11 protein-coding genes are annotated in these 12,376 nt (G+C 72.2%); 6 read left to right on the top strand and 5 right to left on the bottom strand.

Going from position 1 to position 12,376, the window contains the following annotated elements:
• The 3 genes from AB0C29_RS14375 to AB0C29_RS14385 all read left to right on the top strand — a co-directional run.
• On the top strand, positions 1 to 550 hold a 550-nt coding region (locus tag AB0C29_RS14375; RefSeq protein ID WP_360820113.1), incomplete at its 5' end, for a response regulator.
• 67 nt (positions 551 to 617) lie between these two features.
• A complete protein-coding gene (gene cheB, locus AB0C29_RS14380; protein ID WP_360820116.1) occupies positions 618 to 1,700 on the top strand; it encodes a chemotaxis-specific protein-glutamate methyltransferase CheB in 1,083 nt (360 codons plus the stop codon).
• Positions 1,697 to 3,781 carry a response regulator gene (locus tag AB0C29_RS14385; RefSeq protein WP_360820119.1) on the top strand — a complete coding sequence of 695 codons (2,085 nt, stop codon included), beginning with the start codon at positions 1,697 to 1,699 and terminating at the stop codon, positions 3,779 to 3,781. The genes cheB and AB0C29_RS14385 overlap by 4 nt, the downstream gene beginning before the upstream one ends.
• A gap of 2 nt (positions 3,782 to 3,783) precedes the next feature.
• On the opposite strand, the gene AB0C29_RS14390 is transcribed toward AB0C29_RS14385, so the two are convergent.
• Positions 3,784 to 4,422: a GNAT family protein gene (locus tag AB0C29_RS14390; RefSeq protein WP_360820122.1), complete on the bottom strand. Its 639-nt coding sequence runs from the start codon at positions 4,420 to 4,422 to the stop codon at positions 3,784 to 3,786.
• A 457-nt stretch (positions 4,423 to 4,879) separates the two neighbouring features.
• Positions 4,880 to 5,371 (bottom strand): AAA family ATPase, encoded by a 492-nt coding sequence (locus tag AB0C29_RS14395; RefSeq protein ID WP_360820125.1) that lies wholly within the window; start codon positions 5,369 to 5,371, stop codon positions 4,880 to 4,882.
• Positions 5,372 to 5,425: 54 nt separating this feature from the next.
• Between AB0C29_RS14395 and AB0C29_RS14400 the strand changes: the two genes are divergently transcribed.
• Together AB0C29_RS14400 and AB0C29_RS14405 are read left to right on the top strand one after the other, a co-directional pair.
• Complete coding sequence (locus AB0C29_RS14400; protein ID WP_360820128.1) at positions 5,426 to 6,052, top strand: TetR/AcrR family transcriptional regulator; 627 nt, start codon at positions 5,426 to 5,428, stop codon at positions 6,050 to 6,052.
• Positions 6,049 to 6,348, top strand: a complete 300-nt coding sequence (locus AB0C29_RS14405; RefSeq protein WP_360820131.1) for a hypothetical protein — start codon at positions 6,049 to 6,051, stop codon at positions 6,346 to 6,348. The genes AB0C29_RS14400 and AB0C29_RS14405 overlap by 4 nt, the downstream gene beginning before the upstream one ends.
• Here AB0C29_RS14405 and AB0C29_RS14410 read toward each other — a convergent pair.
• The 3 genes from AB0C29_RS14410 to AB0C29_RS14420 all read right to left on the bottom strand — a co-directional run bounded on the left by AB0C29_RS14410 (position 6,333) and on the right by AB0C29_RS14420 (position 11,170).
• Positions 6,333 to 7,340 carry an alpha/beta hydrolase gene (locus AB0C29_RS14410; protein ID WP_360820134.1) on the bottom strand — a complete coding sequence of 336 codons (1,008 nt, stop codon included), beginning with the start codon at positions 7,338 to 7,340 and terminating at the stop codon, positions 6,333 to 6,335. The genes AB0C29_RS14405 and AB0C29_RS14410 overlap by 16 nt on opposite strands.
• A 543-nt stretch (positions 7,341 to 7,883) precedes the next feature.
• Positions 7,884 to 10,445, bottom strand: coding sequence for an ABC transporter permease (locus AB0C29_RS14415; protein ID WP_360820137.1), 2,562 nt, complete (start codon positions 10,443 to 10,445; stop codon positions 7,884 to 7,886).
• On the bottom strand, positions 10,442 to 11,170 hold the full coding sequence (locus AB0C29_RS14420) for an ABC transporter ATP-binding protein (RefSeq protein WP_360820142.1): 729 nt from the start codon (positions 11,168 to 11,170) through the stop codon (positions 10,442 to 10,444). Before AB0C29_RS14420 ends, AB0C29_RS14415 begins: the two co-directional genes overlap by 4 nt.
• A gap of 209 nt (positions 11,171 to 11,379) precedes the next feature.
• On the opposite strand from AB0C29_RS14420, the gene AB0C29_RS14425 reads away from it, so the two are divergent.
• Positions 11,380 to 12,376: histidine kinase (locus AB0C29_RS14425; RefSeq protein ID WP_360820139.1), on the top strand; the 997-nt coding region annotated here is incomplete at its 3' end.

Below are 12,376 nucleotides of genomic sequence, written 5' to 3' on the forward strand. Positions count from 1 at the left end.
CGCGGGCACCTCCACGCTGGTCGTGCGGCCGCTGCCCGACCTTGCCCCCGCGGCATCGGTCATCGGCGGCGTGTCGATGGATCTCGACGGCAATCCACGGCTTGTGCTGGACGCCCAGGGACTCATCGCGGAGACCTACCGGCTCGGCGCGGGCGGCACCGCGCCGGCCGAGCCACCCCGGCGCCTGCCCATCCTTGTCGTCGACGACTCGCTCACCACCCGGATGCTCGAACGCAGCATCCTCGAATCGGCCGGGTACGAGGTCGACCTCGCCGCCTCCGGCGAGGAGGGCCTGGACATGGCCCGGTCCCGCCGTTACGGGCTCTACCTCACCGACATCGACATGCCGGGCATCGACGGGTTCACCTTCGTCGCCGAGACGCGCGCGGATCCGGAGCTGTCCGAGGTGCCCGCGATCCTGGTCAGTTCCCGGGCCAGCGCCGAGGACCGGCAGCACGGCGTGGCCGTCGGGGCCAGCGCGTACGTGGTCAAGGGCGAGTTCAACCAGGAGGAGCTGCTCGCTCACATCCGCCGGTTGGTGCCGGCATGAGCGTGAACAGCCGGTGCACCGGGAGCAGGGACATCCGTCGGCGGGCCATGCGAAAGGGGAGCCACGCATGATCCGCGTTCTGGTGGTCGAGGATTCGGCGACCATGCGCCACGCCCTGCGCGAGGCGCTCGCGACCGACCCCGAACTACAGGTGGTCGGTGAAGCACTCGACGGCGGGCAGGCCGTCGAACTGGTCGGACGGCTGCGGCCCGACGTGGTCACCATGGACATGATGCTGCCCACGATGAGCGGGCTCGTCGCCACCGAGCACATCATGGCCGAGTTCCCCACGCCGATCCTGGTCGTCTCCTCCGCCGACCGGCAGGAGCTGTTCAGCACCTACAACGCACTCGCCGCCGGCGCGGTGGACGTGCTGGAGAAGCCGCGTGGGGACGATTCCGACGCCGGGTGGGCACGCCGGCTGTGTTCGACCGTACGGCTGGTGTCGCGGATCCGCGTGATCACGCACCCGCGGGCGCGCCTCGACGGCCGCAGCCGCACGACACCCGAGCCCGCCGTGCGTCCGCCGGCCGCTCCCCCGCTGCTCACCGCCGATGAGCCGCGGATCAAGGTGGTCGCTCTCGGGGCCTCGACCGGTGGTCCCGGGGCTCTGACCGAGTTGCTTCGCGCACTGCCGGCCGGTTTCGCGCCGCCGGTGCTGTGCGTGCAGCACATCGCGGCCAGCGAGCCGTTCGCCGTGGCTTTCTCCGACTGGCTCGCCGGACAGACCGGGCGCAACGTCAGCTACGCCGTGGACGGGATGTCCATGCGGATGCTCAACGGCCGGATCCTGCTGGCCCCGCCGGACCGTCACCTGCTGGTCAGCGACGGCCACCTGCGGCTCAGCGAGGGACCGCCCCGACATTCCTGCCGGCCATCCGTCGACGTGCTCTTCGAGTCCGTTGCCGCCGAGTATGGCCCGACGGCAGCCGGTTGCCTGCTCACGGGCATGGGTCGGGACGGTGCCCTCGGCCTCCTGCAGATGCGCGCGCGGGGCGGGCACACGTTCGCCCAGGACGAGGGGAGCTGTGTCGTCTACGGCATGCCGCGGGAGGCAGCGCTGCTCGGCGCGGCCGGCTTCATCATGCCGCCCTCGCGGATAGCCGGGCGCCTCGGTGAGTTGTCGTCCGACGTGGGGGTGCGGCGATGAGCCACCCGACCCACGAGGCGGTCGGCCGGCTCGCCCAGCCGTCCACGTCCGCAACCACCGTTCATCAGGCCCATCGCGGCACTGAAGGGCGCCGCGGCACCGGTATCGGGCCGCCGGTGGACAAGCACACGGTGCTGATCGTCGATGACAGTCTCACCGTACGGATGGATCTGCACGAGGCTTTTGAAGCCGACGGCTTCCGGTCGATTCTCTGCGCCAACGGCGCCGAGGCGCGGGCGGCGTTCGCCGGCGCGCATTTTGACGTCGCGGTGCTCGACGTGCTGTTGCCCGATGCCGACGGGGTCGAACTGCTGCGGGAGTTGCGGGCCCATCCCGGCCGGGAAGGCACGGTCACCGTGCTGCTCTCCAGCGAGGCGGAGGTCGCCGATCGGCTGCACGGGCTGCGGACCGGGGCTGACGAGTACGTCGGCAAGCCCTACGACGCCGGTTATGTCGTGGCGCGGGCGCGGCAGTTGCTCGGCGAGGACCCTTTCCGCATCGACGACCGCACTACGGTGCTGGTCATCGACGACAGCATCACCTTCCGGGAGAAGCTGCGGGAGCTGCTGGAACCCGAGGGGTACGCCGTCATCACGGCCAACTCCGGCGAGGAGGGCCTGCGCACGGCGGCCGACCGCAGGCCGCAGGCCGTCATCGTGGACGGGGTCATGCCGGGCATCGACGGGGCGACCGTCATCCGGCGGCTGCGGCTCGATCCGGCGCTGCGGGACATTCCGTGCCTGCTGATGACGGCTTCGGACGACTACGCGACCGAGGTGCAGATGCTGGAGGCGGGCGCCGACGCGTTCGTCCGCAAGCAGCAGGACCTCGCCGTCGTGCTCGCCAAGCTCGCCGCCGTGCTGCGGACGAGCGCCGAGCAACTGCCCATCGAGGTCACCGGAAGCCTGCACGGGCCGGGCAAGGTTCTCACCGTGACGTCGGACCGGCAACGGCTGCTCGCGCTGGGCGATGCGCTGCGCGATGACGGGTACGACGTGGTGCCCGCCGGCACCGCCGACGACGCCCTCGATCTGCTGGCGGCGCAACCGGTCGACTGCATCGTGCTGAGTCTCGACGGCGCCGGTGCCGACGCCCGGGAGATCTGCCGCCGGATCAAGGAGGTTCCGCAGATCGGCGACACCCCCGTGATCATGATCGGGGACCACGACGACGCCATGCTGGACTGCCTGGCCGCGGGGGCCGACGACTACGTGCGCTCCGCCGACGGGCCGGAGACGTTGCGGGCCCACGTACGCGGGCAGATCCGCCGCAAGCAGTCCCTCGACGAGAGCCGGCGGATTCGCGAGGAGCTGATGCGGCGCGAGCTCGACGCGGCCGGTGAACGGGCGGCGCGGCAGCTCGCCGAGACCCGGGCGGCGCTGGTCGAGGAGCTGGAGTGGCGCAACCGCGAGCTGGAGGCGTTCAGCGGTTCGGTCTCGCACGACCTGCGCGGCCCGTTGCAGGTGATCAGCAGTTTCGCGGAGACCATCCTGGACGAGGACGACGAACCGCTCAGCGAGCAGGTCCGCCACCGGGTGGAACGCATCCACGCCGCGGCCGGGCGGATGGCGGATCTGGTGGAGTCGCTGCTGATCCTGGCCCGGGCCAGCCGTGGTGAGCTACGCCGGGAACGCTTCGACCTGACCGCGACGGCCTGGCAGGTGATCGGCGAGGTCACGGCTCGAGAACCGGGCCGGGAGATCCGGTTCACGGTCGCGGACGACATGACCGCCGACGGTGACGAGGGGCTGGTCCGGGTCATCCTGGAAAACCTGATCAACAACGCCTGCAAGTTCACCCGGCGGGTGACCGAGCCCGTGATCGAGGTCGGCTGGAGCGGGCCGGGTGAGAGCCCGAGGTACCACATCCGTGACAACGGGGCGGGCTTCCCGTCCGGGAAAGCGATCGAGCTGTTCCGGCCGTTCGCCCGGCTGCACAACGCGGCCGACTTCCCGGGCAACGGCATCGGCCTGACCACCGTGCACCGGGCCGTGGAACGCCACGGCGGCGAGATCCACGCCGAGGGCGAGGACGGGCGGGGCGCGACTTTCTGGTTCACCCTCCCGCCGGCGCACCGATGAGGTCAGGGCAGGCCGAACCACGGCAGGCACGGCGTGAGCCCATCGACGGTCACATCGCTACCGTGTCCCGCGGCCCGCCAGGCGTCCACGGTGAGCCGGAAGTTCCGCAGCTCAGCCACCTCGCCACCGGGGACGACGATGAGGCCGACCCCGTTCTCGGCGTAACCGATGCGGCGCGACACCCCTAGGGACGCCGCGTTGCCCGCGACCGCCGACGACACCGCCGCGACCGCTCCCAAGTGGTCGAAGGCGAGGCCGAGCACCGCCGTTCGCATCGCCACCCCGAGCCCGCGCCCGCGCACGCCCGGGACCAGCCAGGACGCCGAATCCACGGTTCGCAGCGCCGGGAAGTTCTCGGCCTCCAGGGTCTGCACCCCGACGAGCTCGTTCCGGTACGTGACCGCGAAGTGCAGCACCCACGCCGAGGGTGACCACGTGCCTAGCGACTTCCAGTAGCCCTGATAGAAGAGCCGGCGCTGGTTCGCCTCGGCGCTCAGGCCCGGGAAGAGTTCGAGGCGCGGGTCCTGCTCGAAGTCGGCCGGCAGGATCGCGGCCAACGCTGGCAGGTCCACCTCGCGGACAGGCCGTAAGGAGACCTCGCGGCAGGTCAGCCGAAGCTCGGCCAGAGGCCAGTCACTCACGCAGACCCAACTCCCCTCGTCAGGCGACCAGTCGCCACTATCGCGGGGTCCCGGCCGAATTTGGGCCTCCCGGCGCCGGCCACCACGTCGTCCGGCCTCGCGGCGAGCCCGGGCAGGGATGCCGGGCGTGGAAACGTCCAGGTTAGTGGGCGACGGCGGCGACCAGTCTTACCGCCGGGCCCGGCACGATCCCGACCCGACGCGATCCAGGCCCGGCACGATCCAGGCCCGGCACGATCCCGACCCGGCACGATCCCGACCCGGCACGATCCCGACCCGGCCCGGTCCCGGTCCCGGCCCGGCACGATCCCGGCGATCCTGGCCCGGCGGTCGCGGCGATCCGGCGAGCCGCACCGGATGGGACCGCGCCGCCTTCGAGTACGTGGCGCAGGTGGTGTGAGACGCGACCGGCCTGCTCCGCCGAAGCACCCGGCATGGGCCGTGGCGGGTGCGTCAGTTACCTCGTGAAGCCAGTATGGCGGACCACGTCGGCCTGGCATTCGCTCAGCGGCCGGGTCGTATCGACGATCAGCCGCTCATCGCTGCGCGGCTCATAGGCGTCCGCCGCCAGCGGGACGAGCAGATCCGGTTCCCGCTCGGCGATCCGGTCGAGCCGGGCCGCGTCCGGGCAGGAAGTCTCGATCACGACGTGCCGGGCCTGCACCGACCGGGCCAGATCACGCCAGCCGAGACGGGCCGCCTCCACCGGGTTCACGGCGTCCGCGATCACCGTGAGCCCGCGCCGGAGGTGGCTTGCTGCGACGTCGTGGGCGACCGAGTACGCCGCCACCCCGGTCTGGCCCGCCGTCAGCCCGTTGCGTCGCATCGCGCCCTCGATCTCGTCGATGCGCAGCCACACCGCGCCGCTGCAGTCCGCGAGATGAGCGACCAGTGTGGACTTGCCGGTGCCCGGTAGCCCGCCGAACTCGATCAAGGTTCCATTCGTCATACAGCGTGTATAGTGACTCGCTATACACGGCGTCAAGCGTTTGGGAGAGTGACGATGCGGCGAGCCGACGCCACCGCGGCGACCCGGCAGGCGGTCATCGCCGCTGCCCGCGAGCTGCTTGCCACCGTGCCGTGGCGGGAGTTCACCCTCGAAGCCGTCGCCACCCGGGCCGGGGTCACCCGGGTCACCGTCTACAACCAGGTGCGCAACAAGGCCGGGCTGCTCGACGCGGTGCTCACCGAGCTGACCAGCCGGGCCGGCAAGGATCAGCTGCTGACCGCGTCGCGTGAGCTGGGCTCCGACGAGGCGCTGGCCTTTGTCGTCGAGCAGACCTGTCGCTTCTGGCACGGCGAGCGCGCGGTGCTGCGGCCGCTCTTCGGGCTGGCCGCGGTCGACGCCGGCATCGCGGCGCACCTGGCCGCACGCGAGGACCGGCGGCGCGAGCAGTTCCGGCGGTTGCTGGCCGGGCAGGGCGAGGCAGTGCCACCCGGGCAGGACAAGGCAGTGCCACCCGGGCAGGACAAGGCAGCGCCGGCCAGGCAGGACGAGGCGGTGCTGGCGGGGGTGGTGGCGGCGACGTCGTTCCCGGCGTACGACGCGCTCGGGGTGGTGGGTGACGATCCGGCGCTGGCCGCGGGGCTGGTCCTGCGGATGGTGCACGGCCTAGTGTCGAACGGGTGATCGCACGCATGTGGCGTGGCTGGGTCGCCACCGACCGGGCCGCCGAATATGTCGCCTACATCGAGGAGACCGGCATGGCCGCCTACCGCGGCACGCCGGGCAACGTCGACGCGCAGATGTGGACCCGGGATCTGGGTGACGGCCGCACCGAGGTCGTCACGCTGAGTTGGTGGGAGTCGATCGAGGTGATCCAGGGCTTCGCGGGCTCGGACATCTCCCGGGCCGTCTTCTATCCCGAGGACGACGAGTTCCTGATCGGCCGCGAGGACACGGTCGCGCACTACACGGTGACGTAGGGACCGGCCTGGAAGATTCGCCGCAGCCATCCGACCCGCGCGGCCCGGGCCTCGCCGGAGATCTGCGCCTCCGGGACCAGGTGGTCGAACGCGTGGAATCCGCCCGCCCACACGTGCAGGTCGGCCCGCCCGCCTGCCGCCCAGATCCGCTGGGCGAAGGTGACGTCCTCGTCCAGGAAGATGTCGGCCGTGCCCACGTCGATGAAGGCCGGCGGCAGACCGGACAGGTCGGTGGCGCGCGCCGGCGCGGCGTAGGGCGGGACGTCCGGGCCGCCGCGGGCGGCTCCGAGCAGGGCGGTCCAGCCGGTCAGGTTCGAGACCGAGCTCCACGTGTCGTACGGGCGCACGGGCGCGTCCACCCTCCGGTCGTCCAGCATCGGGCACATCAGCAGCAGCCCAGCCAGCTCCGCACCGCCGCGGTCGCGGTCGCGGTGCAGCAGCGCTGTCCCCGCCGCCAGCCCACCACCGGCGCTGGTGCCGGCCAGCACCACCCGGCCGTCGATGCCCAGCTCGTCCAGGTGGGCCAAGGTCCAGGTGAGCGCGGCGTGACAATCCTCGACGCCGGCCGGGTACGGATGCTCGGGCGCCAGCCGGTACGCGACCGAGACGAGCACGACGCCGACCTGCTCGACCCACTCCAGGACCCCGGGCAGGTCACTCCGCTCATCTCCGGCGATCATCCCGCCGCCGTGCAGGTAGACGACCCCGGGCAGCGGCCCTTCCACCCCGGCGGGCCGGGCGATCAGGACGCTGGTCTCCCCCGCTTGCCGGGTCTCCAGCGTGATCCGGCCGTCCCGCGACAACAACTCGTCGGTGGGCCGCAGCTCGGCGCCGAGCGCCCGCCGGGCCGGCAACACGTCGAGGGTCAACGGCCGCGGAGTCGCCGCCATGATCGTCGGCAACGGCTCGCGCAGCTCGGGATCCACCGCCGCGAGATCCGCAGGATCAAGCGGCACGATCTCGGCGGGAAGGTCTGCGGGCTGATCGGTCACCCCAGAAATCTATCCGCCGGGTACGACAACAACGATGCCGCGAACGCCCGAAGTCGGCGCGGACATGGGCCTGCAAGACGGACCGGCACAGAGGGAGCGGAGAAGCGCAGACGGACCCGCACCGGAGGAGAGGGGCGCAGACAGACCAGCACAGCGGGAGCGGAAGGAGACGCCCACGGACCGGCACAGAGCGTGCGGAGGGAGAGGCGCAGATGGACCGGCACAACGGAGCGGACAGAGACGCGAACGGACCGGCACAGAGCGTGCGGAGCGAGAGGCGCAGACGGACCGGGAACGGAAGGCCCGGAGGGCCCGGGGGCCGCGGAAGGAACGGAAGGCGGCACAAGCCAGGCACAGCCGGATAGCAGCCGCATGGAAGACGCGGCGTGGAAGGCCCAGGGACAAAGGACGAGCACGAAAGGCCCGGCATCGAAGGACCAGAGAGAAGGCCACGGCACGGCCGGAGGGAAGAGCGGCCAAGCAGGAACGAGGGCCACCCCCGGCGTCAACGAACCGCCGAGGGCGACCCCCGCTCCCGCCCGATCACCCGTCAGTAGCCAGCGCAGCAACCGGACTGACCCGCGAAGCCCGCCGAGCCGGCAACACCCCGGCCACCGCCGTGAACACCACCAGCGTCAGGAACACCGCCGCCAGCTGCCACACCGGCAGGGCCAGCGGCGCGTTCACCCCCAGCGCCTTGATCGACAGCCAGGCGTACGGCACTCCCAGGACCAGGCCGATCGTTGCGCCGATCACGCCGTAGAGGCTTGATTCCGCGGTCAGCATCGCTCGCAGGCCGCCGCGGGACAGGCCCACCGCCCGCAACAGGCCCGATTCGCGGACCCTTTCCACCACCGACAGCGCCGTTGTTGTGCCCACGCCGACCACTGCGATCAGCACCGTCAGCCCGACCAGGCCGATCGCTACCGCCAGGACGCCGTTCAGGATCAGGTTGAACTGGTCCCGCTGGTCGGCCAGGACCGTGACGCCCAGGCCCGTGCGGCCCTGGACCAGCTGCTGCATGGCCTTCTGGCCGGCGGTACGCCCGTCCTCGCCCGATTTTGCCGCGTCGGCCAGCAGTCCGGAGTAGGTCGCCGGCGCTCCGAGCTTGGTCAGGTCGCCCGGGTCCAGCAGCAGGGACGACTGCAGCGGCCCGGTGTCCGGCAGGACCGCCGCGACTGTGACCTGGAGCTTCTTCTTGCCGCTGGTCAGCGTTGTGGTGTCGCCGACGGCCAGCCCGGACAGGTCCGTGGCGAAGCCCGAGATCGCCACCGCGCCGGGTTTGATGCCGGTCAGCGTGCCGGCCGACACGTCGATGTTCTTCATGGTCGGCAGCGCGTCCATGTCGAGGTCGGTGGCCTGCAGCTGTGACTCGTTGCCGCCGATCGTGACCGTGTCGAGGCGCCGGTACGGCGTCACGTGGGCCAGGTCGGGGCTGGCTTTCGCCTGGTCGACCAGGGCGGCCGGGACGCGCTCGTCGGCGTTGGCGGCGAGTTCGTAGTCGGCGGGTACGGCCGAGGCCATCTCGCGGTCGGCGAGCACCCGGACCGAGGCTCCCGTCACCACGACGCCGGCGATCAGAGTGACGCCGAGCGCCACCACGACCGACACCGCCGCGGCTCGCCGGGGTGCTCCGCCGACTCCTCCCACCGCGAGCCGGCCGACGGCGCCGAGCCGGCGTAGCGGCCAGCCCACCGTGGCCAGTACCGGGCGGACCAGGACCGGGCCCAGCGCCATCAGGGCGAAGAAGGCCAGTGCTCCGGAGATGACCACCGTCAGCAGCATCGGTTCGGGCGTGTAGTTCTTCGTGTCGCGGTCCGGCAGGTTGGCGATCACGTACGCGGCCGCGCCGGCCGCCATCAGCGTGAGCAGCAGCCCGAACGCCCAGCGCAGCTTGCCGATGTCGCGCCGGCCGCCGGTGGTGCTCGCCGAGCGCAGCGCCTCCAGCGGGGCGACCTTCGCGGCCGAGAACGCCGGGGCCAGCACGGCCAGCACGGTGATCAGCACGGACAGCAGGATCACCCCGACTGCGGGCAGCACCGGGAGGCCGGGCGAGGACACCGCCACGTCGAAGGCGCGCAGCACCGGTGGCAGGATGTGGCCGACGGCCAGGGCCCCCAGCACGCCGACCAGGCCGGCGACGAATCCGGTGAGTGCGCCCTCGGCGGCCAGCGCCCGGCTGATCGAGCTGCGTCCGGCGCCGACCGCCCGCAGCAGCGCCAGCTGGCGCATCCGCTGGGCGAACACGATGCGGAACGTGGAGGTGGCGACCAGCCCGGCGGCGACCACGGCGATGGCCACGAACATCCCGACGACGGCGAAGAGCTCGTTGAGCTCGGAGGCCGCCCGGTTGGCCTCGTCGGTGCGCACGTCGGCGCCGGCCCGGATCAGCGCGCGTTCGGCGCCCTCGGGCGGGGCCGGCATGCTCTGCACGATCCGGTCGAGCTCCGCGCGGACGGCGGTGGCGTCGGCTCCCGGGGCCAGGCGCAGGTCCACCTTGAACAGGGTGGTGTCGGGGCTCAGGGCCAGGATGGTGGCCGTCGGGGCGTACGCGGTGAAGCCGTAGTCGTCGCGGGCGTCGGCCACACCGGTGACCGTGAGCCGCACGGGTTTTCCGGGCTTGCCGTCGTCGTCCCAGCTGGTGACCAATGAGACCGTGCTGCCCACGGGCAGGCCCATCCGGTCGGCCGTGCGCGGGGTCACCGCGATCTCGCCCGGCGCGGAGGGGTACCGGCCCTGGGTGACGTGGGCGACGGCCAGCGGGCCGCTGCCGGGGTCGGCCGTGAGGTTCAGGTAGTCGCTGCCGGTCTGGCCGCCGAACTCGGTCCGCCCCGTCGCCTCGGCGACGCCGGGCACCGCCTGGAGCCGGGCCAGGTCGGCGCGGGTGATGGACGGAATGTTGCCGGTGTCCGATTCCCCGCCGACGACGAGGTCGACGGCGGCGGGCGTGCCGCTGAGGCCGTCGAGCATGGTGCGCTCGGTGATCTGCTGGGCCAGCACGGTGGCGTAGACCACGAAGGACGCCACGAGCATGGCCAGGCCGGTGAGCAGCAGCCGGGCCGGGCGCCGGGAGACGCCGGCGAGCTGGGTACGGAGCACGTTCATCGGTACGTCCCCAGGTGCTGCAGGGCGTCGGCGATCGATGCGCGGTCGGGGCGGTCGAGTTCGCCGGCCACCTTGCCGTCGGCCAGCAGCACGACCCGGTCGGCGTACGCGGCGGCGCCCGGATCGTGGGTGACCATGACGATGGTCTGGCCGAGTTCGCGGACGGAGTTGCGCAGGAACGACAGCACCTCGGCGCCGGAACGTGAGTCCAGGTTGCCGGTCGGCTCGTCGGCGAAGACGACCTCGGGGCGCGAGACCAGCGCCCGGGCCAGGGCGACCCGCTGCTGCTGGCCGCCGGAGAGCTCGCTGGGCCGGTGGGTGAGCCGGCCGTTGAGGCCCAGCACGTCGGCGAGGTGGGCGAACAGCCCGGACTCGGCCCGCCGGCCGGCCAGGTCCAGCGGCAGGGTGATGTTCTGCTCGGCGGTGAGCTGCGGGAGCAGGTTGAACGACTGGAAGACGAAGCCGATCCGCTCGCGGCGGACCCGGGTGAGGACCTTGTCGCTGAGCACGGTCAGGTCGGTGCCGCCCAGCAGCGCCCGGCCCGAGGTGGCCGTGTCGAGCCCGGCCAGGCAGTGCATCAGCGTGGACTTGCCGGAGCCGGACGGTCCCATGATGGCGGTGAACTGGGCCCGGGCGAAGCCGACCGTCACGCCGTCGAGGGCGCGGACGGCGGTCTCTCCACTGCCGTACACCTTGACCAGGTCCACGGCGGCGACGGCGGTCATGCCGTCGTCGGGGCCGGCCATCGACGACGTCGGCGCGGCGGCCGGGGACTGCGTTCTCATCTGGGGTCCTCCACTAGTCGGTGAAACTGGGAGCAGCCTGATGGTCGGGTGGCACTGCGCACATCAGCCCGCAGCGGGGATCGGCAGCCGCGGCGGATCTGTCTTTCGGCCGATGGAGGCGCGTTGAGCAGCGGTTACGCTGGGTCACGATGTTGACGCGACCGAACTTGATCCGCCGGGGCGCCCAGCTCGCCACCCTGCTGCTGATGGCGATGCTCGGGCTGATCGACCTGGCCTCCGGCGTGTCCGCGGGCGGGCCGGCCCTGGGCCTGGTGCTGTTCATCGGCGCCCTGTCGACGGCCGCCGTCTGGCTGCCCGCCCACCGGCAGGGTTCGGCCCGGCTGCCCAAGGCGGCCATGCTGCTGGCGGGCTTCTCCCTGCTGCTGACCATCGGGATCGGCGGTGCGTCGAGCGGGGTCGGGGGCAGCTTCGGCCTGGCCGAGTCGGTCGGACTGCTCGCGGTCCTGTTCGTGGTGTGCCGCCGGGGTAACAGCCGGTGGGCGGTCGGCGCCGTGCTGCTGCTCGGCATGGCGATCGGGTTCATGCCGTTGCGGGCCGGCACCGGCGCCGACTACGTCATCGCCGGCCTGGCCCTGGGGCTGGTCGCGACCGCGGTCATCGCCCTGGCGGTCTACCTGCGCATCATCGAGTCGACCCGGGTACGCGCGATGGACTCGGTCCGGGCCGAGCAGCGCGCCGAGTTCGCCCGGGACCTGCACGACTTCATCGCCCACCACGTCACCGGCATCGTCGTGCAGGCGCAGGGCGCGCGGTTCATCGCCGAGCAGGACCCCAAACGGGTGCTGCTGGCGCTGGAGCAGATCGAGGCGGCCGGCGCCGAGACGATGGCCTCGATGCGCCGGATGGTCGGGGTGCTGCGTGATCCGGACGCCCGGCCGGACGCGCCGCTCGCGCCGCTGGCCGGGGTGGACGAGCTGGCCCCGCTGCTGGAGCAGTTCAGCAACGCGGGTGAGGTGCTCGCCCGGTTGCACGTGGACGGCAGCACGGCGGGGCTCCCGGTGGAGGTGTCCACGTCGGCGTACCGGGTGGTGATGGAGGCGCTGACCAACATCCGGCGGCACGCCAAGGACGCCCGGGTCGCGGACGTGTGGGTGCGCCGTACCGCTGACTGGTTGCTCGTCCGGG

This window comes from Actinoplanes sp. NPDC048791 (assembly GCF_040650095.1).
Lineage (GTDB): Bacteria > Actinomycetota > Actinomycetes > Mycobacteriales > Micromonosporaceae > Actinoplanes.